Source organism: Niallia sp. FSL K6-0212 (assembly GCF_038007605.1).
Lineage (GTDB): Bacteria > Bacillota > Bacilli > Bacillales > Cytobacillaceae > Niallia > Niallia circulans.
In genome coordinates this window covers 1,600,773-1,625,918 of record NZ_JBBOXL010000001.1, presented here as the reverse complement: position 1 = coordinate 1,625,918, position 25,146 = coordinate 1,600,773, and the positions used below count along the sequence as shown (strand labels likewise).

Genomic DNA, 25,146 nt, shown 5'->3' with positions numbered 1-25,146 from the left:
CAAAACGCCTATTGTTATGAAACCCGTTTCATAGTTTAATCTAATTAGGAGAGTATAGACCAGCGTTATATACCAATTTCATTATTCGGTATAGCGTGATGGTTTTGCTCTTATATAAATTATGGTATGTCTGTATCCAACAGTTCATAGCCTTCTACTAGAGTCGAAAGCGGTACAATATCAGCATCTTTTTGATAAAGTGGAATGTACTCCTTTAAAACACTTACTACAGCTGGCCCAGAAACTCCGACATGGCCAATCGCAATAAATTCCTGTTCTGTATCTAGCTTTTTCGCTAATCGACTAGCTTGCTTATTAATATATTGACTTGTATATATATGATCAAAAAAAAGATCATTTTCTAAATAAGGGACATTTATTTCCTCGGCCAATTCCTTTATGACACTATTGCTTGTTGTCTTACTGTCTAAATAATAAAGACTATGATTTCGACATTCTTCTAGAATAATCCTCATTACTCTTTTATCTTCTGTCGCCTTTGAACCCATATGATGATTCATTCCAACCGCATAAGGAATACTTTCAATCGCATCCTTTACCCGTTTTCTAATTTCTTGATCCGATAAATCTGTTGTGATAGCACCTGGTCCAAGCCAGCTCTTTTTTCCCTTTTTTGGCTCTAGCGGCAGATGAACAATCACTTCATGTCCTTTTTTATGGGCACGAATGGCATCTTCTTTACTTGTAGATAGAAAAGGCATAATCGCTACCGTAATAGGAACAGGTAGATTGAGCATCTCATCTGTCCCTTTCATATTATTACCAAAGTCATCAATGACGATGGCAAGCTCTTTTCTAACTTGATTTTTAGATGGCGCTGCCTCCTGAGCGAAGATTCCCAGCGGAAACGTAAAAAAACAGAAGAAGCATATTAATTTTTTCATGTTATAACCTACCTTGTTTTTCGTTAGTATTTTCTATAACAGGTGGTTACATACAAAAAACAGCCCGCTAAAAATTCAGCGAACTGTCTTGTTTTCATTATTTCCGATGCATCTTAAACTCCAAGAATAAATCATTATATTCTGCTAGAGAACGATGACCGAGATTTTCGTATACTTCTAATTTAGATGTCATTTCTTCATCTGGATAGAAACGTTCATCCCCTGTAATATCCTCTGGCAAAAATTCCATTGCTGCCTTGTTAGGAGTAGAATAACCGACATATTCTGTATTTTGGGCCGCATTTTCAGCATCCAGCATAAAATTAATAAATTGATGAGCCCCATCGATATTCTTGGCTGTTTTTGGAATAACCATATTATCGAACCATAGATTAGATCCTTCTTCTGGGACAACATATTCTACATCTTCATTTTCCCACATAATCTCAGCAGCCATTCCAGACCATAAAACACCGATTGATGCTTCTTCATTTTCAATGAGCATACGAATTTCATCGCCCACAATTGCCTTTACATTTGGTGTTAAAGTATCCAATTTTTCCTTTGCTTCCCGCAAGTGATCATGATTTTTATCATTTAAAGAATAATGTAAGCTATTTAAGCTCATCCCCATGATTTCTCTTGCACCATCTATCAGCATAATTTTATTTCTTAAATCCTTATCCCATAAATCATTCCAAGAAGTAATTTTCTTATTATCAAGCATGGCTGGATTATAAACAATTCCTACTGTTCCCCAGAAATAAGGAATCGAGTATTTATTGTCTGGATCAAAGGAAAGATCCATAAATCGACTGTCTATATTTTTCAAGTTAGGAAGCTTCGAATGATCAATCGGAATTAATAAATCTTCTTCCTTCATTTTATCGATCATATATTCAGAGGGAATCGCAATATCATAGCTTGTTCCTCCCTGCTGAATCTTTGTCATCATTGCCTCATTGGAATCAAAGGTTTCATAAATAACCTTAATCCCTGTCTCCTCTTCAAATTTAGAAATTAAGTCTGCATCAATGTAATCTCCCCAGTTATATACCGTTAATGTCTTACCACTCGTATATCCTCTGCTTGAATTTAATTGATGAACAATAAATAGCAGGATGAAGGACAGTGCAAAAATAACAATTAATCCACGAATGAGAGACTTCATTTTCTCACCCCCGCTTGTGGAGTTTTATTAACACGTTGCGTAATGAAATAGTAACCAATGACCAGAAGCAACGTAAATAAGAATAATAAGGTCGATAATGCATTAATATTTAAAGAGATCCCTCGTCGTGCTAAAGAATAAATCTCTACAGATAAGGTGGTAAATCCATTACCTGTTACAAAAAATGTTACAGCAAAGTCATCTAAAGAATAGGTTAATGCCATAAAGAAACCAGCAAATATTCCTGGTGAAATATAAGGAATAATGACTTTTGTCAATACATCCTTCCAGCTTGCTCCAAGATCTAATGCAGCATCGACCAAAGTCGGACTCATTTCTTCCAGCTTAGGTAAAACCATAATCACAACAATAGGAATTGAGAAAGCTATATGTGACAACAGAACCGAAAAGAATCCTAGTTTAATTCCAATGATCGTAAAAAAGATTAAGAAGGAAGCACCAATAATAACATCAGGGCTTACAATAAGCACATTGTTTAAAGACAAAATAGAATTCCTTAAGCCCTTTTTTCTCATCATAGAAATACTAATAGCCCCAAGTACTCCAATAATAGTTGATACGGCTGCAGACAAAAGAGCAATAATAATCGTATTTAAAACGATTATTAGCAATCGTGTATCTTGGAACAACTCCTTATACCAGTCAAATGTAAAGGTATCAAAATCATGCATGGTTCCCCCGCTATTAAACGAGTAAAAAATCAAATAAAAGATAGGGGCATATAATATGATAAAAACAATGCATAAGTACAATACAGACCATTTTGATAGCTTTTTCATCTTATATCCCTCTCTTTCTGTTCCCCGTAAGAACCATGATGATAATCATACTAATAATCAAAAATACAGCTATCGTCGAACCCATTCCCCAATCTTGTGTAATCAGGAAATGCTGTTCAATCGCAGTACCTAATGTTATAACACGGTTCCCTGCAATTAAACGAGTGATCATAAATAGGGATAGAGCTGGAATAAATACAGCTTGGCACCCAGACTTTACTCCATTTAATGTTAGAGGAAAGACAATCTTTTTAAATGTCGTCCAAGATGACGCTCCTAAATCCTGGGACGCATCAACTAAGCTAGGATTCATCTTCTCTAATGCATTGAAAATAGGCAGAATCATAAAAGGAATAAAGATATACACACTTACAAATAGAAAGCTAAAGTCTGTAAAGAGTATTTGTTGTTCCCCAATTCCAAGGAAATTGAGCATTTGATTGGCTGCACCATGTGTTCCAAATATCCCCAAGAACGCATATGCCTTTAATAGAAGATTAATCCATGATGGTAAAATAATTAATAACAGCCATAATTGCTTATGCTTCGTTTTAGTTAATAAATACGCAGTAGGATATGCAATAATTAAGGAAAAGAACGTTATTAAAAAAGCATACCAAAAGGAGCTTAACGTCATTTTCAAATAAACTGGTGTGAAGAACTTCTGATAATTTTCAAACGTAAATGTCCCTTCAATATCAAAGAAAGAATAATAAACAACAAGTGCAACTGGAGCAATAACAAAAAGTACAATCCAAAGATAGTAAGGGACCGTATACCATTTAGTACTACTTTTCATTGGCTGCCCCCTCATACGCTTCTAGTCGTTTATCAAACTCTTCTTCTGTTTCTCCAAGGCGCATAACATGAATAGCCTCTGGTTCAAAATAAAGGCCAATTTCGGTTCCTACCGTTGCTTTCTTTGTAGAGTGAACAAGCCATTCATTTCCATCCTCGTCATACCCACAAATCTCATAATGTACGCCTCTAAATAATTGAGAGTCTACCTTTACCTTTAATTTTCCCGCTTCTAAAGAAGTAATTTCTAAATCCTCCGGGCGTATAACTACTTCAACAGCTTCATTATCGTCAAAGCCACCATCGACACAATCAAAAGTTTTACTGCCAAAATGAACAACAAAATCTTTTTTCATCGTCCCTGGTACAATATTCGATTCCCCGATAAAGTCTGCTACAAAACGATTAATTGGTTCATCATAAATGTCAGTTGGTGTTCCGCTTTGCTCAATGCGTCCTTTATTTAAAACAAAGATTTCATCTGACATGGCCAAAGCTTCTTCCTGATCGTGTGTCACAAAGATAAAAGTAATCCCTAATCTTCTCTGTAATTCTCTTAACTCATATTGCATTTCTGTACGAAGCTTTAAATCAAGTGCAGATAATGGTTCATCGAGAAGAATAATTTCTGGTTCATTTACAATAGCTCTTGCAATTGCAACACGTTGTCTCTGTCCACCAGACATCTCACTAATTTCTCTATTCTCATAGCCTTCCAAGTTAACAAAACGTAGAGCCTCTTTTACTTTTTCTTCAATTACTTGCTTCTTCCATTTTTTTATACGAAGACCAAAGGCCACATTTTCAAATACATTTAAATGGGGGAATAGCGCATAATCTTGGAAAACGGTATTTACCTGTCTTTTATTTGCTGGTATTTTATTAATCAGCTTACCGTTAAAGTAAATATTTCCTTCTGTCGGTTCCATAAATCCAGCAATTAACCGTAAAACAGTCGTTTTACCACAGCCAGATGGACCAAGCAATGTATAAAATTTTCCTCGCTCAATTTCAAAGCTTACATTTTCTAAAACGGTCGTATCTTGATCATAGCTCTTTGTTACATTTTCAAATTGAATAATATGCTGCTCAGACATAATATCCCCCTCTTCATTTATTTTTTTATTGTTTATGAATTCTTCCTATAAATAAGAATCTGTGACTACAAGAATTAATTCCGTAACATCATCTGCTAGATTTATTAATTGATGTTCCTCTGTAGCATGATAGTAAATAGATTCCCCTTTTTTAGCCCGATACTCTTGTCTGCCTAATTTCAACAGAATTTCCCCTTCTACTACGTATGCAAATGTTTCTGATAAAGAAGGTTCAAATTTTTTAAATTCTCCATTTTTAGAAAAGAATAGCCGTATTGGTTCCATTTCTTTTTCATTTGATTCAGGAACTAGCCATTGAATCCGATACCCTTTCTCTTCATCAAGAAAATCTGTTATATCTTCCTCTGTATAAACAACCTTCTGCTTTCGCTCTTCATCGTCGAAGAATTCTTTCGGTGAACATCCCAACACTTCTAAAATATCAAAGAATGTCTCAATGGAAGGAGAACTTAAGTCTCTCTCTAGCTGAGATATATATCCCTTGCTTAAATCGGTTCTTTCTCCTAATTCTTCTTGTGTTAACCCTTTTTTCAACCGTAAATTCTTTATTTTTTTTCCAATTTCCATGATTCAACCTACTTTTTGTTTAGAAATAGTAAACTTGAAGGCACAAAAGTTTTGTATAACTAAACTTAAAGTTTAGTTATACCCAGTTATTATACATTAATTTCTTTAACTTTCAATCCCTTTTTCGCTCTGTGAACTATTTTCCAATAGCATTCATATAAATTATTTCTATAAAGCAAAAATGCCCCATAACATAATGTTTTAAAGCTTGTAGTGTTTGTAAACAAAACACCGCTCTACAACATTTTTTATGAGGCAACTGCGACCTTTTATTACTCTTCTTTCCCTGTCGCTAGTGGTATATACTTTCCGTTATCTATTTTTTCAATTTTTTTAAAATGAATCAGCTTTTTTAAAGATGCATTGCAATATGCTGAAGCATCATAGGAATCTCTACCAACTCTTATTCCAATCTCTGTAGGGCCAATCCCTACCTTTCCCCCTTTTTCCTTATACAAATCACACAGTGCGTTATAAATATTTTCATCTTTTTCCGTAATTCGTAGTTTGGAATATTGCTTCAATCTTTATTCCTCCTATTGCTCCCATTTTACTGCAGCTATTAACAGATTTCTTTTCCCTTACATAACTATTCTTTTTCGTCTAAATTTTCCATAAACCATATATACTGTCTAAGTCTGCTAAGTTAAGCATACTAATCCTTTATAAAAATTACAGGCTTTTATGCTATTTTTTTTAAAAATAGATAATACGTTTCAAAATCCCAATTGTTAATAGGGCAAAAGGTTTATTTCAATATATTGAACACCTCTTCCTCTTTCCTATTTTTTTGGTAATCAATCCCCTATTGGTAAATGCTGTTTTTGACTCTTTTCCCCTATTTCGAATACACCAATCTCCTATTTTGTTCTAAATAATGAACAAAATAGGAGATAAAGAAAAAACACTTGAATTATTCAAGTGTTTTTTTAGGTAATATTTAATGTTCTCTGTTTAATTTATAGTGCTTTTTAAACATGAAATGTTCCCCATACGAGGGAAACAATTTTAACTTTTTCACTTCTTCTGGATGTTTAATCATCATTTCTTTTAATAACTCTTTTGGCTGTTTCTTTTCTGTCTCAATCCCCAACTCTTTCGCTTTCTTAATAATTTGTGCATCTCTTATCTCATCGGCGATTTGCTTAAAGTCTTTTCCTTCCGTTTGAATATTAAGCTTTTTTGCTTCAGTCATAATCATTTTTTCTTGCACTTCTTTACCTAGCTGCTGCATTGTTTTTCCTTTTGTATCTATTCCCAGTTCTTTTGCCTGTTTCGAAATTTTCGCCTCAAACACTTCTTTCATTAATGTTTTGGCATCTTTCCCCTCTGTACTGATTCCTAGCGACTTTGCTTCCTCTTTAAGATGGGCAGTATGTACTTCCATCGCTATTTGCTGTAAATCTTTCCCCTCTGTTTTTATTCCTAATTTTTGTGCTTCCTTCTTTATTAATACGTCATGAATTTCTTTTTTAATCGCAGCTGTGTCTTTACCTTCTGTCTTTATTCCCAGACTTCTTGCCATTTCTATTAGAAACTGTTTATCTTCTTGGGTTATCTCTCTTTTCTCTGGAGATGGAGTTGCACTTGCTAAAGAACTAAAGCTGGTTAATGCTATAGTAGTTAGCATCAACAGCAACATTATTTTTTTCATCTAACTCTTCCTTTCCATTTAAATAGGTAAAATTTATACCTTCATAGCCTTTCCTCTTCTTTGTTTTATATGTAAGATTTTCCTAAAAATATTTGCTTTTTTGTAATCCATTTTCTTATCTAATTAAGGATTTATGCTTAACCATTAGACATCTAAAGCTCCTTCTGCTATTTTACATATATACCATATTTGCTGGAGATGAGTTTATTAGATGAGTAAATTTACAAAGGAATATATTATAACCATGGAGGATATTGTGAGAGAAGGCGATCCTATCCTTCGTGAAAAAACAAAGGAAGTATCTATTCCTCCTACTGAAGAGGATAAAGAAGAGCTGCAATGCATGCTGCAATATTTGAAAAATAGTCAGGATCCAATCTTGTCAAAAAAATACCAACTACGAGCAGGGGTAGGATTATCGGCAAACCAAATTGGCTTAAATAAACGAATGTTTGCGAGTTATATGAGGCAAGAAAACGGTGAAGCATTGGAATATATGTTAATCAACCCTAAGATCATTAGTCATTCTACTGCCATGACCTATATTCCCGAGAGTGAAGGCTGTCTTTCTATTGATCGATCCATTGTTGGCTATGTTCCACGCTATCGTAGGATAACGGTTCGAGCATACAATATACATGGCGAAGAAGTAAAAATTAAATTAAAGGATTATGAAGCAATCGTCTTTCAACATGAAATAGATCACTTAAACGGAATACTATTTTATGATCATATCAATAGTAAAAATCCATTTGAGCTGCCTGCCAATGTGGATATTACTCCTTTATATTAACTTTTTATTTCTTCATTCTGAATATAAAAAAGCAGATAGCATTTGCTATCCGCTTTTTTTATTTACTTTTTATCTTTTTGATCTTTTTGATCTTTTTCTAACTTATTATCAATTTTATATTTTGCAGTAGCCTCATTTAACCAAGTACCAGCTTTTTCTTGCACCTTTTGTGCTAATAAAGCTTCTTTAATTTTCGCTTTTGAATCTTCTAATGTTGCTTCTTTTGCTTCTTTTTTACCAGTTACTTTAATAATATGGTATCCAAAATCTGTTTTAACTGGGTCGCTAATTTCATCTACTTTCATTGAGAACGCCGCTTTGTCAAAGGCTTCAACCATTTTTCCTGTAGTAAAGTAGCCTAATTCTCCACCTTTATCTTTTGTTTGAGTGTCAGTAGAATATTCTTTAGCTAATTTAGCAAAGTCTTCCCCGTCGTCTAACTTCTTCTTCACTTCTTTTGCAGTTTTTTCATCTTCTACTAAGATATGACTTGCCTCCACTTGCTCTGGAGTGCCAAAACTTGCTTTATTATCTTCAAAGTATGTTTTAATCTCATCATCTGTGATTTCGATAGACGGCTCAAGAATTTTTGTTACTTTTAGATTTTGTTCCACTTGTTCTTTAAATAAATCTTCTGTCATCCCATTTTGAGCTAACAACATATTAAAGGTTTCTTGCCCACCGTACTGTTTAATCATCTTGTCCAATTCTGCTTGGACGTCTTTATCCGCTACTTTCACTTTCGCTTTATCAGCTTCAAGATCTACTACTTTATTAGAGATCATCATATTTAATACAGTTGCGCCATATTGTTTGTTTAGCTCTTTATTTAGTTGCTCTTGTGTAATCTTTTCGTTTTCCACCGTTGCGACTGTTTTACTTCGTTGTGTTAGATAAACCGCTCCTATTATTAACGCTACTAGTACTACCGCTAGAATAGGAATAAGAACCTTCTTATTTTTCATATTAAGCTAAAATCCTCTCTGCACAAAATTTTGGATATAACGGGCATACCCCTATTATAACTCTTACACTATATTATCATATAATTATGACGAAATTATTAACAGATTTAAAAAAATTCCATCCTATTACGAAATAAGATGGAATTTTTTCGACAAATTTCGTATGTTTCACATGAAACTTGTCGATTAATTTATCGTATTATTACTTGTTAACGTTAATTCCACTTTTTGAGATTTGCCATCTCTATAAATTTCTAGTTTTACTTTATCGCCAATTTTCACTTCTGAATATAGATATTTTCGTAAATCTGTTGAATTAGCTACTTTTTTGCCATCGATGGCTACAATAACATCCTGAACTTTCAAACCAGCTTTAGCAGCGGCAGAATTAGCATCAATATTAGTAATCATTACTCCTTCTGAAACTTTATTTGGCAGGTCTTGCAAATACATACGAGGAACTTCTTCTAAGCTTGCTAATCCTACTCCAAGATATGGACGTTCTACTTTTCCCTTCTCAATTATCTCATTAACTATTGGAATTAAGTCATTACTTGGAATCGCAAAGCCTAGTCCTTCAACACCACTATCAGCGATTTTCAAACTGTTTATGCCAATTACCTCTCCTTTTGAGTTGATTAATGCTCCACCACTGTTACCAGGATTAATAGCTGCATCGGTTTGAATAACATTAAATTCCCAATCACCGGCAGATGTATTTACTGTAATGCTTCGATCTACAGCACTTACTATACCTTGTGTTACTGTTCGAGACAGCTGTTGCCCAAGTGGATTACCAATAGCCCATACTTGATCGCCAGGTCTCAATGTAGAAGAATCGCCAAAATTGATAATATCAGAAGCATATTTAGCATCAATTCTTACTACCGCTAAATCAGTTAAGGCATCTGCCCCAATTAGCTTAGCCTCCGTTTTATCCCCGTTATAAAGGGAGATTTCTAATGCATTTGCTCCTTCGATTACGTGGTTATTTGTCACTATATATGCATATTGATTATCTTTCTTAAAGATAATACCAGATCCAGAACCAGATTCTACATCACTGGAATTCTGAGAAAATGGATTTGATTGCTTTTGCATGTTTACAATCCCTACAATTGCTTTAGAAGATGACTCCACCATATCCGCAATAGCTAATGTACCATCACTAGTTTTTGTATTCGATGTTGTATTGGCAGTAATTGCTCCCGTCTGTTTACCTTCCACTTTATTAGATAGCTCTGCGACCTGCTTTTCGAGCTTATCATAGGAATCATTATAAAGGTCTGTATGGGGAATCGTAAAAAAAGTTAACGCAGAACCGACAACACCTGCTGCCAACAAAGAAAGGAAACCTTTTGTTTTTGAAGCATCTTTTCGAGTATTATATTGTGTTCTTTCCGAACTGGCTTCTGCTTGTTCTTCTTCTTTTTCAAGATGAACTTGCTCTTCTTTTCCAGCAGCATATTCCGCTTCTTCAGGCTTGTTTATTTCTTCTTTCACTACAGGATCTTCTGAAACTGTTCGGTCTTCCTTCTCTTCTAATATTTCTTCTCCCCCAAGGTTTGTATCTGCAGCCTCAGGGCGATCTTTCTCCCATTCATTTCTTTTTTCCAAATCACTCATTATTTGTTCCTCCTATTAACAAGTATCAACATATATTTCAGTTCATTACTTTTCTTTTCATTTCTAATAATTTGTTTATACATACATAGTAACCATCATATATGAATAAATTATGAACAAAGTTTGAAAAGACATAGAAGAATTTTAGAACATTTTATTCCCTCAACCTATTTTATACAAGGCATGAAAGCTCTGTTACTTTTCTTCTGGAAGAGGGAAGAAAAGAGTAAAGGTAGTGCCTTTCCCTTTTTCGCTCGACACTTGAATATTCCCTTCATGGAACTGAACTAATTGCTTAACAATAGATAAACCAAGTCCAAATTCGCCGTAAGGGTTATTGGTTCTAGAGAGATCCGCTTTATAAAACCTTTTCCAAATGTTTTCTATTTCGTGTGCATCTATACCAATTCCAGTATCTTTTACCTCTATGATTGTTTTGCTTGCTTCCGTTCGTCCTCTTAACCATATATTTCCGTTCTCGGTAAACTGTATGCTGTTTTTCGTGATGTTCATAATGATCTGGATAAGCCGATCATAATCAGCATAAATCACAGCATCACTACCCACATCAATGTGGATTTTAACCCCTTTCTCCTCTGCTAAAATAGACAGCTGGTCATCAATTATTTCTAATACTTCTTGGAGGGAAATAAACTCCTTCATCAGTACAATTTGGTTGGAACGTATTTTATCATAATCAAGATTCTCATTTACTAATCGGATAAGTCTTTTTGCCTCATGGCTAATTAATTTCAGACCTTTCTCCCGCTCATTTTCTGGTATCATATTATTGTTTAATCCTTCTATGACACCGCTAATCGTTGTTAACGGGGTCTTTAATTCATGAGAAACATCTGACATAAATTGCCGTCTCCGATTTTCTAGTGCATCAATTGCTTCCTTCGACTCTCTTAATTTATCTACCATCTGATTAAAATCTTCCCCTAATTCTCCAATCTCATCAAATGTAGAAGAGGAAACTTTCACGCTATAATCTCCTTCTGCAACATGGCTTGTAGCTTCCTGAAGTTTTTTTATTCGATTAACATGTACTCTTGAAAAAATAAAGCTCATCAATAAGGCAATCGCAAACACTAGAAAAAGAATATAAATTAAATAGCGATTAATTTCCTGAATCATTTCTTTTGCTTCTAAAAGAGGTGACGTTAAGATGATTCCTCCCACAACTACATCATTAACAGAATACGGAATTGCAACTAAAGCTACCTCTTGGTCTCCCCTTTTTGTACTCGGTTTAATGACTGTACTGCGACCATCCTTTATTTCATCCCACTCTGCATGAGTAATATTGATATCCAAATCCTTTCCAAAAGACCAAATACGATTTCTTTGTGTATTGAAGATGCCAATCGTTATCCCAGTGCCCTTTAGCTCTTCCGAATATCGTAATAACGTAGAATAAGTTGCTGCGGACCATAAATCCGCTCCTTGAACGTCTTGGACTATATTATATCCGTATCCCTTTAGTTCATCTGCCTTCATAGAGAAAACCAATTTCTCAATATAATGTGAAAAAACAAGACTTAATACTAATAGGGCTACGAGAATAACGCTTAAGTGACTAATTAGCTGCTGATAGATGTATTTAATTCTCATGTATTACCACCGTTTCATCAAATTTATAAATGGTTAAATTAATCATATCATATTTATTTAGGCAGAAATGTGGATATGCCAACACACTCTATTTACTTTTTTAAATATTTGCTTGGCTTTGGACAATATTGTGGATTTTCGCGAATTACGAGAAGTTTTCCGCGAATTATTAATGATTTTTAGCGAATAAGTCACATATTTTCGCGAATAAAATCTCCATCAGGAAAGCTAAAAACATAAAAAGGCCATTTAAAAGATATTCTCCTTTAAATGGCCTCCATTATTGACTTATCTTTCGTGAAAAACTTTTTCTGCAAGGAGAAGTCCACCTGTAATTCCAGCATTATCTCCTAAACCTGGTCTAACAATATATTCATTCATTTTATCCTGCACTTCAGGGTAGGAAACATAGCCATTTAAAAGCTCTCCCAAATAGCGATAAACATATGTTAACACATGCTCCTGATTCATAACCCCGCCGCCAAGGATAATTTTTTTTGGAGATAGAATAAGAATATATTGCATAAGGGCTTGTGCAATGTAATAGCCTTCCATTTCCCATACTTCCTCTTTATCACTTAAGTGAAATGCTTTCTCGCCCCAGCGTTCTTCAATTGCCGGCCCAGCTGCTAATCCTTCTAAGCAATCTGCATGGTATGGGCATCTGCCTTTATAGCTATCTTTGGGATGCCTTCTTACTAAAATATGACCCATCTCTGGGTGTGTTAATCCTTGCAGCAATTCCCCATTAATATAAGCTCCAGCACCAATCCCTGTACCAATCGTTATATATAAACAATTATCCACACCTTTAGCAGCGCCTAGCTTTGCTTCTCCTAGTGCGGCAACATTTACATCTGTATTAAAACCAGTTGGAACAGAAAATTCATCTTCTATTGTTTTTAGTAATGGAAAGTCCTTCCATGCAAGCTTTGGTGTCGTTGTTATATTTCCATATGTGGCATTGTTTTTATCCACATCAATAGGACCAAACGAGCCAATTCCAATTGCGTCAACGGAAAACTTTTTAAAGAAAGCAATAACCTCTGGCATCGTTTCTTCCGGTGTTGTTGTTGGAATGGATATTCTTTCTTGGATATTTCCCTTTGCATCCCCTACTGCACAGACAAATTTTGTTCCACCAGCTTCAATAGCGCCGTATAGTGACATGGTTTCTCTCTCCTTATAATAGTTTTATATACTTACTGTTTTGTGTCAGCCGGGAAAACTATTCCCGTTTGTCTTCTTACCTCATCCATCACTTCCATTACCGCTAAAGAAATATTAAAAGAGTTAACAGAGGATTCGGTTTTTCCTGCCTTAATCAATTCTATAAATTCCTGTGCCTCATAAAACATCGAAGCTTCCTTTTGAGGAAGGGTAAGATTCTCCCCTTCTCCATTTCGTGGTATAAACTCTACTTTTGTAGGAGTATTCATTTGATTGATTATTAAATTGCCATCTTCTCCTTGGATTTCAGACGGAATATGAGAGTTGGTTATTTTCGAATACATGAGAATGATATCCATATCTGGATACTCTAGAATAATGCTTCCTTCGCCGTCAACACCTGTTTCCAATAAGAAACTATTTGCCTTAACTTTCTCTGGTTTTCCAAAAAGAAGTACCATAGGATAGAGACAATAAACCCCAATATCCATTAATGCTCCATTTGACAGCTCTGGCTTAAAAGCATTTAATACTGTTCCTTCTTTATAAGCATCATACCGCGAAGAATACTGACAATAACTTACAAATGCACGTCTAATTTTCCCCAGTTTATGTAAATTTTCTTGAACAACTTTAAAATTAGGAAGAAATGTTGTTTTGAGTGCCTCCATTAAAAGAACTTCATTTTCCTTGGCCGCAGTAATCATTTCTTTCACTTCTGCTGTATTAGAAGCCATCGCTTTTTCTGTTAAAACATGCTTTTTATTTTTCAAAAATAGGATTGCCTGTTGCGCATGATAAGCGTTAGGGCTTGCAATATATACAGCATCTATTTTGTCGCTCTTTGCCATTTCTTCTAAATTAGTATATGTATGTTCAACATTAAATTTAGCAGCAAACGCTTTCGCTTTATCCGCTGTTCGTGAGTATACCGCATTTAATTGAAAATCTTCTATTTCACCAGCTGCCTTTATAAAAGATTCTGTAATCCAATTGGTTCCGATAACTCCAAATTTAATCGTCATCCAAAGACCTCCTCATTCGATGAATATTCCCTTCTTCCCTTTTATTTTGGAGGGAACTCCTAAAAAAAGCAACTATCTACTAGAATTTTTATCTTTTGAAAATGATCTATTATTTTATTTACTATAAAAAAATCCAACAAGTAGTTTTTTACTCGTTGGACTCTTTACCCAGCGTTATTTGGAAATGGCTTCTGAAATTTCTTTAACCATCTCACTTGTTGACAGAAGACCGCCCCCTGATAGATACCAATAGCTTGGGTCTAAATAAACAATATGATCATTTTTAGCTGCATCAATTCCATTTATAAGTTTGTTATCAAGGACCTTCTCAGCAGAAGACTCCCCTCCAACAACTGCTCCTCTATCAATAACAAATAAATAGGCTGGATTTTTTTCTGCTACATATTCAAAAGTAACCTTTTGTCCATGTGTAGAAGCTTCAATATTTTCATCTGCCGGTGCCAGCCCAAAAACATCATGAATAATGCCGAAACGAGAGTTTTTCCCGTACGCACTTATGCTACCATCATTCACCAATAAGATTAAGGATTTACCATCTACTGCTTTTGCCTTTTCGTTAAGTGCAGCAATATCTTCATCTATTTTTGCTAATTCTTTGGTAACCTCTTGTTTCTTATCAAAAATCTCTCCAATAATATTCATATTATGCTTAAAGGAATTCATATAATCTGTTGTATCAACACCAAGATATACAGTTGGGGCAATTTTTTTCAATTCTTCATATGCAGCCGACTGTCTTCCAGAAATAAAGATTACATCCGGTTCTAATTCACTAATTGCCTCGAAATCTGGCTCTTTTAAACTACCTACATTTGTATATTTTGAATCTTCATATTTAGAAAGATATGGTGGAATATTCGCCTGTGGAACCCCGGCTACTTCTATTCCCAATTTATCTAAAGTATCTAAAACACCAAAATCAAAAGCAACAACTGTTTTAGGGTCTGCTTTAACTGTATCTTCTCCTAAATCATGGGTTACTTTAATTTCTGCCGATTTCTCGCTACCTTTCTTTGTATCAGCATTCGATTTTTCTGTATTTCCACATGCAGCTAATACTGCAAAAATCAATGTTAATAATAATAGGGAAAGCTTTTTCTTCATCTTATAAACACCTCTAAATTTAATTTATAAACTAAATTGAATGCATTGCATTTAAAGACAGAATACCCTATGATAAGGTATTATTAGCCTTTTTCCTTCCTCATTTTCCTAGAATGATTTAGGATTTTGCTAATATCTAATGGTAGTGTTATTATGGTTTTCTTCTGGCGAAGGGACTTATTTTTAAGTCAGCCATAATTACACTGCCCCCTTTCTATTTTTCTACCACCATTAGCTTCTTTCTACAATGAATCAATCATTTATCCATAATCAATGTTCATTTTTTATGCGAAATAAACACATATTCTTTGATTATTTATTTCTTCAATTTGCATATCCATTTCATAAATATCTTTCAATACTTTTTGATTAATGATTTTTTTTGCTGGTCCATCGTTTATGATTTTGCCATTCTTTAATGCTACGATATTATCGGAATAAACTGAGGCAAAATTGATATCATGGATTACGATTACTACTGTTTTCCCCAGCTCTTCTACTAATCTTCTTAGAACCTTCATTATTTGGACAGAATGCTTCATATCTAAATTATTTAATGGCTCATCCAATAGGATATATTCTGTATCTTGAGCAATTACCATCGCAATATAGGCTCTTTGCTTTTGTCCTCCACTTAGTTGATCTATGTATTTATGCTGCATATCTTCTAATTCCATATATTTAATAGCTTCGTCTACCATTTTCTCATCAAGGGCATTTAATTTTCCTTGCGAATATGGGAATCGGCCAAAGCTGACAAGTTCTCTTACAGTTAAGCGGAGGTTTATATGGTTTGCCTGTTTTAAAATAGAAATTTTCTTGGCAAGATCATTACTCTTCGATTTATCGATATGCTGTCCATCAATATAAACATCTCCACTGTCTGCTTTCGTTAAGCGACTTATTACTGAAAGCAATGTACTTTTCCCTGCTCCATTTGGTCCAATAAAAGAAGTGATTTTCCCTTTCTCTACTGAAAGAGAAACATTATCGAGCACTTTTTTGCCCCCATATTGTTTGGTAATATTCTTTACTTCTACCATGCTTTTCTCTCCTTTAGTAATAGATAGATAAAATACACTCCACCTACAAAGTTAATTATCACACTGATTGTCGTTGAAAAAGTAAATACACGTTCTACAATCAGTAACCCACCAACTAAAGAAATAATACTCAATAAGATAGATCCAGTAATTAAAGTTCGGTGTTTATATGTTTTTAAAAACTCACGAGCTAAATTAACAACCAATAATCCAAGAAAGGTGATGGGTCCCACTAAGGCAGTGGAAACCGACACTAGGATCGACACCACAATTAGCATACGGCGTACTACTTTCTCATAATCAATTCCTAAATTAATGGCCTGGTCTCTTCCTAATGACATGACATCAAAGAATTTACTATATCTCGTAACATAGACAGACACAATAGTAACAATAATAATACTGATTATTAAAATATTGGTGTTTACATTATTAAAACTTGCAAACATTTTATCTTGGATAATAAGGAACTCATTTGGATCAATTAACACCTGCATAAAGGAAGAGAGACTAGAGAAAAAGCTTCCTAATACAATTCCAATCAACAGCAGTAATAATATGTTTTGATTATCTCTCCTAAAGAATAGCTTATAAAGAATACTTGAGAAAAAAACCATTAAAACGACGGATAACAAAAAATTAATATTGCTATTCATCACAGTCATTGTACTTGAACCAAAAACGAAAACCACTACAGTTTGAATGAAGAGATAAAGGGAGTCTAGTCCTAAAATACTCGGTGTTAAAATACGATTATTTGTAATCGTCTGAAATACCATCGAAGTAAAGGCGATACAGCCGCCTGTTAAAAGAATCGCGATAATTTTTATGGCTCTACGTGGAATCACATATTCCCAGTTATTACCACTAACCTTTATTAGCATAAATATGGAAATTAATAATACTGCTACTATAGCTAGTATTATTAGTTTTACTCTAGGTTGCATCATAAGACTTTCTCCTTACTAGTAAATACAAGAATACTCCACTTCCAATGACACCCACCATCACACCGATCGATATCTCATACGGATAAATAATCACTCTTCCAAGAATATCACAGAATAATACAAAGACTGCTCCTAATAATGCTGTATGGGTTAAGCTATTTTTCAGATTATCTCCTCTGTATAACGAAACAATATTGGGAATAATTAGACCTAGAAAAGGAATCATTCCTACTGTCAGCAATACAACAGAAGAGACTAACGCTACGATAATTAACCCTATATTCACTACTCTTTTGTGATTGAGACCAAGATTAGTAGAAAAATCCTCACCTAGTCCAGCAATTGTGAATTTATTGGCATATAAGTATGCAACAATAACCATCGGAATACTTATGTAAAGAAGTTCATAACGTCCTTCCATGATTAAAGAAAAATCTCCTTGTAACCATGAAGACATATTTTGAATCAAATCATATTTCATGGCAAAAAAAGTGGTAATCGAGCTAACAATATTCCCTAGCATTAAACCGATTAATGGAATAAAGATAGCGTCTTTAAATTTAATCATATTAAGTATTCGCATAAACAAAAAGGTTCCTCCAAGTGCGAATACAAAAGCGATTAACATTTTAATAATCGGGCTCTCGCCTGTAAAAAGCATTAAAGCTACTAAAATCCCAAGTCTCGCCCAGTCCATTGTTCCAGCAGTTGTAGGAGAAACAAATTTATTTCTCGATATCTGCTGCATGATAAGTCCACAAATACTTAGACTAACACCAGCTATAATAATACTGACTAAGCGAGGAAATCTGCTAATCAGGAGAATTTCTCTCTGATCTGCTGTTAAATGAAAAATATTTTGTGGATGAATATCAATTACTCCTACAAATAGGGAGATGATAGATAAAACTATTAACATTATAGTTAAGTGTCTAATTTTCATAGTGCCAATGAGTAATATTACTCGTTTCCCTCACTCCCAACTTCATCGCAAATGATTTTCATTATCATTTAGATTCTTTCTTTATTTTATCATCTTTTTCTAGCCCGTCAATGCTTTTTAAAAGGCCAAATGTAATTATCACAACATTTCAAAAATAATAATCCCTATTACCTAGTTATTTAGTCTTTTATATACAAAAAAAGCCCCCAAAGGGAGGCTTTTTTCTAACTTTATTAGTAATGTACGTGTCCTGACGTCATTACCCAAATTGTTCCACCGGCAACGACAATTGCGCAGAAGAAAGCATAAATGATATTAATAGTCTGTACTTGCCCTTCTCCTTCTGTAAGATGCATAAACATAAACAGTTGAAGAATTGCCTGAATCACAGCTAATGCCCCGATAATCCACATTACAGTAACCATTGGAAGATCTGTATATAACTTAGCCCCTACAGCTGCGAAGGTAAGTAATAAAGAAACAATAAAACCTGCAATATGACTAATTGGAAATTTTTCATTTTCATGATTTTTTGCCATCTTTTATTACCCTCCCATTCTAGCAAGATAAACGAATGTGAAGATGAAAATCCACACAACGTCTAAGAAATGCCAGTATAAACTTATAATAAATGTCTTACGAGCAGTTGTTGGTGTTAAGCCATGTTTAAGCAATTGAATAATAATCAATATCGCCCAGCCTATACCTAAGGATACGTGCAATCCGTGTGTTCCTAGCAATACAAAGAACGAAGAAAGGAAGGCACTTGTCTGCATTGTCGCTCCTTCATGTACATAATGAATAAATTCATTTACTTCCACAAAGACGAAGCCTGCACCCAATGCTAAAGTGATAATTAACCATGTTAATAATCCTTTTAAATTTTGGCGACGCATATACCAGATAGCGATCCCACAAGTGAAACTACTTGTTAATAGTAAAAGTGTTTCAATCATTACATCTTTTAATTTAAATAATTCAGCTGGAGTAGGTCCGCCTGCAAAGTTATCCTTTAAAGATCCATAGGCTGCAAATAAGGTAGCGAATAATACAACCTCCGCACCAAGGAAAATCCAGAAGCCTAGAATATTTAAACGACTTTGCTCTGTTTGATATTCTAGTGGTAAGGACTTATCGACTTTTGCCATTATTTCTCACCTCTCCATGCACGTTCCGTTTTCTTAATAACATCCAGTTTAATATGATAACCTTCGTTATAATCAAAGGAACGAATGATTAAGCCAACAAAAATACCTAAGCTACAAATTGCAGCTGGAATAAACCATTCAAATATTAGGAAGAAACCGACGATACCAAATACAACACACATATAGAATGGAAGCCCAGAATTGCTTGGCATGTGTATTTCCTCTAGTTCTTCTTCTTTTAATACTAAGCCTTCATTATTTTTCTTCATATACCAGAACGCATCTAATGCTTTTACTTCTGGAGTAATTGCAAAGTTATATGGCTGAACTGGTGAAGCTGTATGCCATTCTAGTGTTCTTGCATCCCATGGATCTGTAGAAATCTTTCTATCTGCATAACGAGTACTATAGTAGATGTTATAAACTAGTACGGCAAATCCAGCAGCAAGAATAAGAGATCCGATTGCTGATAACATGAACAATGGCGCAAATCCAGATTCCGCTGAGAAAGTATAAGAACGTCTTACTGCTCCTTTTAAGCCTAAGAAGAACATTGGCATAAAGGTTACATTAAAACCAATATTAAACAACCAGAAATGCCATTTTCCTAAACGTTCGTTTAATGCATAACCAAACATTTTTGGCCACCAGTAATAGAAACCAGCAAATACTGCATATACAACACCTGGTATTAATACATAGTGGAAATGAGCTACTAAGAATAATGTATTATGATATTGATAGTCTGCTGCAGCCATTGCCAGCATAACTCCCGTTACCCCACCAATAGTAAAGGTCGGAATAAATGCAAGCGCCCATAGCATTGCCGTTGTAAATTGGATACGTCCTTTTCTCATAGTAAACAACCAGTTGAAAATCTTAACCCCAGTTGGAACTGCGATTAACATAGTTGTGATTGAGAATACAGAGTTTACAACTGGTCCAGATCCCATTGTATAGAAATGGTGAACCCACACAAGGAAACTCAATAATGCAATACCGACAATAGAGATAATCATTGAATTATAACCATATAGGCGTTTTTTCGAGAATGTAGCAATAACTTCAGAGAACATTCCAAATGCAGGCAAGATAACAATATATACCTCTGGATGTCCCCATAACCAGAATAGGTTATTCCATAACATCGCATTTCCTCCACCAGAAATCGTGAAGAAATGAGTTCCGAATAAACGGTCAAATGTCATTAATGCTAATGCAACAGTTAAAATAGGGAATGCAAACACAATAATTACGTTTGTAATTAATGAAGTCCAAGTAAACATTGGCATTTTCATTAAGGTCATCCCTTTAGCACGCATTTTCAGGATTGTCACAATAAAGTTAATACCTGTCATTAACGTACCAATACCTGCGATTTGCAGTCCAATTGCATAGAAGTTGTTTCCAACTCCTGGTGTAAATTCTTTCCCCGCTAGAGGGAAATAGGATGTCCATCCTGCATCAGGAGAACCACCAATTACGAAAGAAATATTGAATAGCATTGCTCCACTGAATGTTAACCAGAAGCTTAATGCATTCAATTGGGGGAACGCAACATCACGTGCACCAATTTGCAATGGAATAACTACGTTCATTAATCCAATCAATGCTGGCATCGCCATAAAAAGAATCATGATAACACCATGCGTTGTAAATACTTCATTATAATGCTGTGGATCTAAAAATTTCATTTCAGGAGCTGATGTTTGATATTTCATCATCAAACCGTCTACTCCACCACGGAAGAACATTAATACGGCAACAATAATATACATGATACCGATTTTTTTGTGATCAACCGTTGTTATCCATTCATCCCATAAATATTGCCACTTCTTAAAATAAGTAACACCAACTACTACAGCAAGCATGGTTAGAATAATACCTATTTGAGCAGACAATATTAGGGGATCACCAGTAATAACAATGTCATCCCACTTAATGTGCATCCTTTTCACCTCCGTCAGACTCTTGATTCTTTTCAAAAGTTCTACCTGGATATCCATGAACTCGATATAACTCAGGGTTTAAATAATAGTTTGAGTCTCCACCTTTACCGTGGTCAATCCACTCTAAATGTGTATTAGAGAAAGTCATACGCCCTAAATGTGTAGGCTTGATAATTTCTCTGTATTTCTCCTCTGTTAACTTAGGAGCAGTGTCTTTTACTTCATCTACCCATTTATCATAATCCTCAACAGATTTTGCTTCGACATCAAACTTCATCTCCGCATAACCTTTACCGTTAAAGCTTGTATTTTGTCCTTCATAGTTACCTGGGTTATCTGCTACCACATAAAGTTCTGTTTCAGCACCATACATTGTATACTTTTGACCAGCTAAAGCAGGAATCCAAAATGATTGCATGGTACCAGCAGAAGTTAATTTAAACTCAACAGGTACACCAGCAGGGATATTTACATAATTAACTGTTTCAATCCCCTCTTCTGGATAACTAAAAATCCATTTCCAATCTGCAGAAGTAACGTTAATCACTACTGGATCACGATCTTTATAATCTTTTGGAACATCTTCTAAAGCAAAGATTGTTTTTACAGTTGGAACCGTTAATGCAATGATTATTAAGAACGGTATTACAGTCCAAACAATTTCAAGCTTTGTGCTTCCATGTTCATCTGGTTCATAGTCAGCATTTTCTTTGGTTGCACGATACTTCCAAACTATGTAGCCAAATAGTGCAAAAACTACTAGACAAACAAAAGCCATTAATACAATTGACCAGTTAATCAAGTCCGTAATACTTCTAGCAACAGGACCTTGCGGGTCAAATACTACCATGGATTCACAGCCACTTAAAATGAATAATGGTACAATTGCTAAAAGCGAAACTAAAACTCCCTTTTTCATTTGTACAGCTCCTTCCATATAAATTAAAATGTTAAATTATTCACAGAATGTTCGATATTTAGACACAGAACATTCATATTACAGAGGTAAAATAGGAATTATTACTACCTGTATGATGATATCATATCTTGAACCTATTATATGTGACAAAAAACGTAAGTATAATTTTACCAATTTTCACATTTTCTATCCTTATGTTTTCCTATATTCAAGATTTTATCAACCTTTTTATTATAGCAGATACCATTATTAAAATCCACGTCCACAATTATGTCACAAACATTTTTACAAATTAGATCATTTCTTCAAATCTCCTTTTAAAAACGCTTACATCAATTATAATTTATACTGGTTGCTTTTTCCATCATTTTATTCGTGTTTTCCTTCTGTAAATGAACATTCCCCCTTTTATTTATTCTGTTATATTTATCACAGGCTCGATATAAATAAACCTCATACTCTTTCCTAATTCTATCCATTATTTATCTCTAGTTATACAAAATTATAAGAAACAAATCTTCCCTTCTTGCTGCTTATGAAAAAAAGATAGAAATTTATACTGATACTAATAGCAGCTGCCACTAGTATCAGTATCTACTTCTATCTTTTGAAACGATTAATTTCCTAGTATTTCTTGTAATTTCCCTTTTACCTTATCATTTACCTTTTTCGCATCTTCTTTAATCTCGTCTACAACTTGGCTCCACTTGGAAGAATTCTCTTTTATAGTTGTTTCTATTTCTTCTGCTTTCTCTTTAATTGCCTTTTTCGTTTCTTCTACTTTTTTATTTACATTTTTACTATCCTTATTTGCAAGTCTATCACTTACAGATTGAACCTGAAAATTCTCTGGCTCTACATATTGTACGGCTTGATCCATAATTGTTTTGAAAATTGGTACTACATCGCCAGAACTTTTGCTTGGCAGATAATGATTGTTATCTGTTTTATCATATCCAAGCCACATCGACCCAACTAAATTAGGGGTATACCCTACAAACCATTGATCCTTTGTACCAGGAATATTCGAATCCTTTAATTGAGTGGAACCTGTTTTTCCGGCAAGTTGAAATCCTGTTATTTTTGCTCCTTGGCCAGTTCCTGATTTAATAACATCCAATAACATGGAGGTCATGTCATTTGCCACGGATTTGGAAGTAACTCTTGTCGATTTTGGCTCATATTCAGCCACAACATTGCCTGTCGGTCCAACAATTTTTGTAATCAAATGACTTTCCATTCGGACTCCCTCATTAGGAAATGTAGAATAAGCGCTCGCCATTTGTAATGGTGAAACACCACTGTACATCCCGCCTAAAGCTATTCCTAGATATTCATCCTCTTTTTCATAAGGAATGCCGAAGCGATCAAGGGATTTAAGACCATTTTCCAAACCAATTTTATCTAGCAGCCAGACTGCTGGCACATTTAAAGAGTCTTCTAATGCTTCATACATCGGAACTTCGCCTCTATAAGTCTTCGTGAAGTTTTTCGGTTCATAATCACCCTTTTTGAAAGGCTTATCTTCAAGCATAGAGTCAATTTTATACCCTTTTTCTAAAGCAGGTGTATAAACAGCAAGTGGCTTCATCGTAGATCCTGGCTGGACTTTAATTTGAGTAGCTCGATTAAAGCCTCTGAAAACTTGCTCTCCTCTTCCTCCCACTAATCCTCTTACTCCCCCTGTTTCCGGATCAAGTAAAACCGCTCCGCCTTGCACTAGTGTTCCATCATAACTTCTTGGAAACAGGGAATCTCTTGCAAAAGTTTTTTCTAAAGTAGATTGAAGGTTTTGATCCATTTCTGTATAAATCTTATATCCTCTTTTTAAGATTTCTTCTTGTGTAAGTCCATACTTGCTGATTGCTTCATCGATCACTGCATCTACAAAGTAGGGATAATCTCTTTCAATAAAAGATCCTCCCCCATTTTCTAATACAATTTTTTCGTTCACTGCTTGCTGGTACTGCTCTTCTGTAATTTTTTTTAACTCTGCCATTTTCTTCAGAACAAGGTTGCGGCGATTAATCGCACCCTCATAATTTTTATAAGGGTCTAATGCAGATGGAGCTTGCACTATTCCTGCTAGCAATGCAGCCTCACTAATAGATACATCCTTAATATCTTTATTAAAATATTTCAAGGATGCTTGGCTGATACCCCAGGCACCACTGCCAAAATAAACGTGATTCAAATACATTTGTAGAATTTCATCTTTTTCATAATGCTTCTCTATTTCTACAGCAAGGAATAGTTCCTCTGCTTTCCGCTTATAGGTCTGTTCGGAAGTTAACAAAGCATTTTTTGTTAATTGCTGGGTAATCGTACTTCCTCCACCAGTAATTCTCCCTGCAAAAATATTCTTAAAAAACGCACGGCTGATCCCTTTAATATCAAACCCATTATGTTGATAGAAACGTTCATCTTCGATAGAAACAACTGCGTCTGGAACATATTTTGGGACATCCTTTAATTCAATGCCTTCTGTTCTTTCCGTTCTTATTCGAGTTGCTTCATCTCCATCTTTGTCATAAATAATGGTCGCCTGACTTAAGCCAGCCTTTAATGTACTAACATTTGCTTGTGTTGCTAGGTACGTAAAATATAATATCGCTAATAAAACAAATAATAACAAAGCCAACAGTATAATTTGGGTAAGATGTCTCTTTTTCCAGAAACGTCGAAACCCTTCCCAATATGGTTTTAATCGATCCATCTATTACCTATCCTTTACTTTTACTCATAGAATAAATCTTCTTCCGTTTTTCTCTCTAATCATTAGACGGTTATTTTCTCTTATATGTTGCAACTATCTATGAAAACTATATTCTCTTTTTTTCTAAATTACAAGAAGGGA

General features: G+C 34.7%; 23 protein-coding genes. 1 reads left to right on the top strand and 22 read right to left on the bottom strand.

Going from position 1 to position 25,146, the window contains the following annotated elements; translation table 11 throughout:
• Window positions 1-119: 119 nt before the first annotated feature.
• The 8 genes from MHH96_RS07630 to MHH96_RS07595 form a co-directional block, all read right to left on the bottom strand.
• Window positions 120-905: a divergent polysaccharide deacetylase family protein gene (locus MHH96_RS07630; RefSeq protein ID WP_047944210.1), complete on the bottom strand. Its 786-nt coding sequence runs from the start codon at window positions 903-905 to the stop codon at window positions 120-122.
• Window positions 906-1,002: 97 nt separating this feature from the next.
• Complete coding sequence (locus tag MHH96_RS07625) at window positions 1,003-2,076, bottom strand: ABC transporter substrate-binding protein (protein ID WP_047944211.1); 1,074 nt, start codon at window positions 2,074-2,076, stop codon at window positions 1,003-1,005.
• Entirely contained in the window at window positions 2,073-2,876 is an 804-nt protein-coding gene (locus MHH96_RS07620; RefSeq protein WP_047944212.1) for an ABC transporter permease, read from the bottom strand. The genes MHH96_RS07625 and MHH96_RS07620 overlap by 4 nt, the downstream gene beginning before the upstream one ends.
• A gap of 1 nt (window position 2,877) precedes the next feature.
• Window positions 2,878-3,675 carry an ABC transporter permease gene (locus MHH96_RS07615; RefSeq protein WP_047944213.1) on the bottom strand — a complete coding sequence of 266 codons (798 nt, stop codon included), beginning with the start codon at window positions 3,673-3,675 and terminating at the stop codon, window positions 2,878-2,880.
• Window positions 3,665-4,771, bottom strand: coding sequence for an ABC transporter ATP-binding protein (locus tag MHH96_RS07610; RefSeq protein WP_047944214.1), 1,107 nt, complete (start codon window positions 4,769-4,771; stop codon window positions 3,665-3,667). The genes MHH96_RS07615 and MHH96_RS07610 overlap by 11 nt, the downstream gene beginning before the upstream one ends.
• 45 nt (window positions 4,772-4,816) lie before the next feature.
• On the bottom strand, window positions 4,817-5,359 hold the full coding sequence (locus MHH96_RS07605; RefSeq protein ID WP_047944216.1) for a helix-turn-helix domain-containing protein: 543 nt from the start codon (window positions 5,357-5,359) through the stop codon (window positions 4,817-4,819).
• A 272-nt stretch (window positions 5,360-5,631) separates the two neighbouring features.
• Window positions 5,632-5,883, bottom strand: coding sequence for a hypothetical protein (locus MHH96_RS07600; RefSeq protein ID WP_047944217.1), 252 nt, complete (start codon window positions 5,881-5,883; stop codon window positions 5,632-5,634).
• Between the two features lie 416 nt (window positions 5,884-6,299).
• The gene (locus MHH96_RS07595; RefSeq protein WP_144580918.1) at window positions 6,300-7,013 is read right to left on the bottom strand and encodes a hypothetical protein; all 714 of its coding nucleotides are present in this window, start codon (window positions 7,011-7,013) and stop codon (window positions 6,300-6,302) included.
• A 211-nt stretch (window positions 7,014-7,224) separates the two neighbouring features.
• Between MHH96_RS07595 and def the strand changes: the two genes are divergently transcribed.
• Window positions 7,225-7,806: a peptide deformylase gene (gene def / locus MHH96_RS07590; RefSeq protein WP_047944219.1), complete on the top strand. Its 582-nt coding sequence runs from the start codon at window positions 7,225-7,227 to the stop codon at window positions 7,804-7,806.
• 62 nt (window positions 7,807-7,868) lie between these two features.
• Here def and MHH96_RS07585 read toward each other — a convergent pair whose 3' ends face one another.
• The 14 genes from MHH96_RS07585 to MHH96_RS07520 all read right to left on the bottom strand — a co-directional run bounded on the left by MHH96_RS07585 (window position 7,869) and on the right by MHH96_RS07520 (window position 25,005).
• Window positions 7,869-8,771, bottom strand: a complete 903-nt coding sequence (locus tag MHH96_RS07585) for a peptidylprolyl isomerase (protein WP_341117015.1) — start codon at window positions 8,769-8,771, stop codon at window positions 7,869-7,871.
• A gap of 186 nt (window positions 8,772-8,957) precedes the next feature.
• Window positions 8,958-10,397 (bottom strand): S1C family serine protease, encoded by a 1,440-nt coding sequence (locus MHH96_RS07580; RefSeq protein WP_341117013.1) that lies wholly within the window; start codon window positions 10,395-10,397, stop codon window positions 8,958-8,960.
• Window positions 10,398-10,592: 195 nt separating this feature from the next.
• The gene (locus tag MHH96_RS07575; protein WP_341117010.1) at window positions 10,593-12,014 is read right to left on the bottom strand and encodes a sensor histidine kinase; all 1,422 of its coding nucleotides are present in this window, start codon (window positions 12,012-12,014) and stop codon (window positions 10,593-10,595) included.
• 288 nt (window positions 12,015-12,302) lie between these two features.
• Window positions 12,303-13,184, bottom strand: coding sequence for an ROK family protein (locus MHH96_RS07570; RefSeq protein WP_047944223.1), 882 nt, complete (start codon window positions 13,182-13,184; stop codon window positions 12,303-12,305).
• A gap of 32 nt (window positions 13,185-13,216) precedes the next feature.
• On the bottom strand, window positions 13,217-14,209 hold the full coding sequence (locus MHH96_RS07565) for a Gfo/Idh/MocA family protein (protein ID WP_095257985.1): 993 nt from the start codon (window positions 14,207-14,209) through the stop codon (window positions 13,217-13,219).
• Between the two features lie 174 nt (window positions 14,210-14,383).
• Window positions 14,384-15,334: a siderophore ABC transporter substrate-binding protein gene (locus MHH96_RS07560; RefSeq protein WP_341117008.1), complete on the bottom strand. Its 951-nt coding sequence runs from the start codon at window positions 15,332-15,334 to the stop codon at window positions 14,384-14,386.
• Between the two features lie 284 nt (window positions 15,335-15,618).
• Window positions 15,619-16,377 (bottom strand): iron ABC transporter ATP-binding protein, encoded by a 759-nt coding sequence (locus MHH96_RS07555; RefSeq protein ID WP_047944226.1) that lies wholly within the window; start codon window positions 16,375-16,377, stop codon window positions 15,619-15,621.
• Window positions 16,371-17,324 (bottom strand): iron chelate uptake ABC transporter family permease subunit, encoded by a 954-nt coding sequence (locus MHH96_RS07550; protein WP_144545991.1) that lies wholly within the window; start codon window positions 17,322-17,324, stop codon window positions 16,371-16,373. Before MHH96_RS07550 ends, MHH96_RS07555 begins: the two co-directional genes overlap by 7 nt.
• A complete protein-coding gene (locus MHH96_RS07545) occupies window positions 17,314-18,270 on the bottom strand; it encodes an ABC transporter permease (RefSeq protein WP_047944228.1) in 957 nt (318 codons plus the stop codon). The genes MHH96_RS07550 and MHH96_RS07545 overlap by 11 nt, the downstream gene beginning before the upstream one ends.
• 233 nt (window positions 18,271-18,503) lie before the next feature.
• Window positions 18,504-18,809: a cytochrome aa3 quinol oxidase subunit IV gene (qoxD, locus tag MHH96_RS07540; protein ID WP_047944233.1), complete on the bottom strand. Its 306-nt coding sequence runs from the start codon at window positions 18,807-18,809 to the stop codon at window positions 18,504-18,506.
• A 6-nt stretch (window positions 18,810-18,815) separates the two neighbouring features.
• On the bottom strand, window positions 18,816-19,418 hold the full coding sequence (gene qoxC, locus MHH96_RS07535) for a cytochrome aa3 quinol oxidase subunit III (protein ID WP_095322681.1): 603 nt from the start codon (window positions 19,416-19,418) through the stop codon (window positions 18,816-18,818).
• Window positions 19,418-21,370 carry a cytochrome aa3 quinol oxidase subunit I gene (gene qoxB / locus MHH96_RS07530; RefSeq protein WP_047944236.1) on the bottom strand — a complete coding sequence of 651 codons (1,953 nt, stop codon included), beginning with the start codon at window positions 21,368-21,370 and terminating at the stop codon, window positions 19,418-19,420. The genes qoxC and qoxB overlap by 1 nt, the downstream gene beginning before the upstream one ends.
• A complete protein-coding gene (gene qoxA / locus MHH96_RS07525) occupies window positions 21,360-22,289 on the bottom strand; it encodes a cytochrome aa3 quinol oxidase subunit II (protein WP_047944237.1) in 930 nt (309 codons plus the stop codon). Before qoxA ends, qoxB begins: the two co-directional genes overlap by 11 nt.
• A gap of 616 nt (window positions 22,290-22,905) precedes the next feature.
• The gene (locus MHH96_RS07520; RefSeq protein WP_047944238.1) at window positions 22,906-25,005 is read right to left on the bottom strand and encodes a PBP1A family penicillin-binding protein; all 2,100 of its coding nucleotides are present in this window, start codon (window positions 25,003-25,005) and stop codon (window positions 22,906-22,908) included.
• Window positions 25,006-25,146: the final 141 nt, after the last annotated feature.

Excerpts from the sequence above, each read along its gene's own strand:
- MHH96_RS07630 (WP_047944210.1), bottom strand. The coding sequence starts at position 905 with ATGAAAAAATTAATATGCTTCTTCTGTTTTTTTACGTTTCCGCTGGGA.
- MHH96_RS07625 (WP_047944211.1), bottom strand. The coding sequence starts at position 2,076 with ATGAAGTCTCTCATTCGTGGATTAATTGTTATTTTTGCACTGTCCTTC.
- MHH96_RS07620 (WP_047944212.1), bottom strand. The coding sequence starts at position 2,876 with ATGAAAAAGCTATCAAAATGGTCTGTATTGTACTTATGCATTGTTTTT.
- MHH96_RS07615 (WP_047944213.1), bottom strand. The coding sequence starts at position 3,675 with ATGAAAAGTAGTACTAAATGGTATACGGTCCCTTACTATCTTTGGATT.
- MHH96_RS07610 (WP_047944214.1), bottom strand. The coding sequence starts at position 4,771 with ATGTCTGAGCAGCATATTATTCAATTTGAAAATGTAACAAAGAGCTAT.
- MHH96_RS07605 (WP_047944216.1), bottom strand. The coding sequence starts at position 5,359 with ATGGAAATTGGAAAAAAAATAAAGAATTTACGGTTGAAAAAAGGGTTA.
- MHH96_RS07595 (WP_144580918.1), bottom strand. The coding sequence starts at position 7,013 with ATGAAAAAAATAATGTTGCTGTTGATGCTAACTACTATAGCATTAACC.
- def (WP_047944219.1), top strand. The coding sequence starts at position 7,225 with ATGAGTAAATTTACAAAGGAATATATTATAACCATGGAGGATATTGTG.
- MHH96_RS07585 (WP_341117015.1), bottom strand. The coding sequence starts at position 8,771 with ATGAAAAATAAGAAGGTTCTTATTCCTATTCTAGCGGTAGTACTAGTA.
- MHH96_RS07580 (WP_341117013.1), bottom strand. The coding sequence starts at position 10,397 with ATGAGTGATTTGGAAAAAAGAAATGAATGGGAGAAAGATCGCCCTGAG.
- MHH96_RS07575 (WP_341117010.1), bottom strand. The coding sequence starts at position 12,014 with ATGAGAATTAAATACATCTATCAGCAGCTAATTAGTCACTTAAGCGTT.
- MHH96_RS07570 (WP_047944223.1), bottom strand. The coding sequence starts at position 13,184 with ATGTCACTATACGGCGCTATTGAAGCTGGTGGAACAAAATTTGTCTGT.
- MHH96_RS07565 (WP_095257985.1), bottom strand. The coding sequence starts at position 14,209 with ATGACGATTAAATTTGGAGTTATCGGAACCAATTGGATTACAGAATCT.
- MHH96_RS07560 (WP_341117008.1), bottom strand. The coding sequence starts at position 15,334 with ATGAAGAAAAAGCTTTCCCTATTATTATTAACATTGATTTTTGCAGTA.
- MHH96_RS07555 (WP_047944226.1), bottom strand. The coding sequence starts at position 16,377 with ATGGTAGAAGTAAAGAATATTACCAAACAATATGGGGGCAAAAAAGTG.
- MHH96_RS07550 (WP_144545991.1), bottom strand. The coding sequence starts at position 17,324 with ATGCAACCTAGAGTAAAACTAATAATACTAGCTATAGTAGCAGTATTA.
- MHH96_RS07545 (WP_047944228.1), bottom strand. The coding sequence starts at position 18,270 with ATGAAAATTAGACACTTAACTATAATGTTAATAGTTTTATCTATCATC.
- qoxD (WP_047944233.1), bottom strand. The coding sequence starts at position 18,809 with ATGGCAAAAAATCATGAAAATGAAAAATTTCCAATTAGTCATATTGCA.
- qoxC (WP_095322681.1), bottom strand. The coding sequence starts at position 19,418 with ATGGCAAAAGTCGATAAGTCCTTACCACTAGAATATCAAACAGAGCAA.
- qoxB (WP_047944236.1), bottom strand. The coding sequence starts at position 21,370 with ATGCACATTAAGTGGGATGACATTGTTATTACTGGTGATCCCCTAATA.
- qoxA (WP_047944237.1), bottom strand. The coding sequence starts at position 22,289 with ATGAAAAAGGGAGTTTTAGTTTCGCTTTTAGCAATTGTACCATTATTC.
- MHH96_RS07520 (WP_047944238.1), bottom strand. The coding sequence starts at position 25,005 with ATGGATCGATTAAAACCATATTGGGAAGGGTTTCGACGTTTCTGGAAA.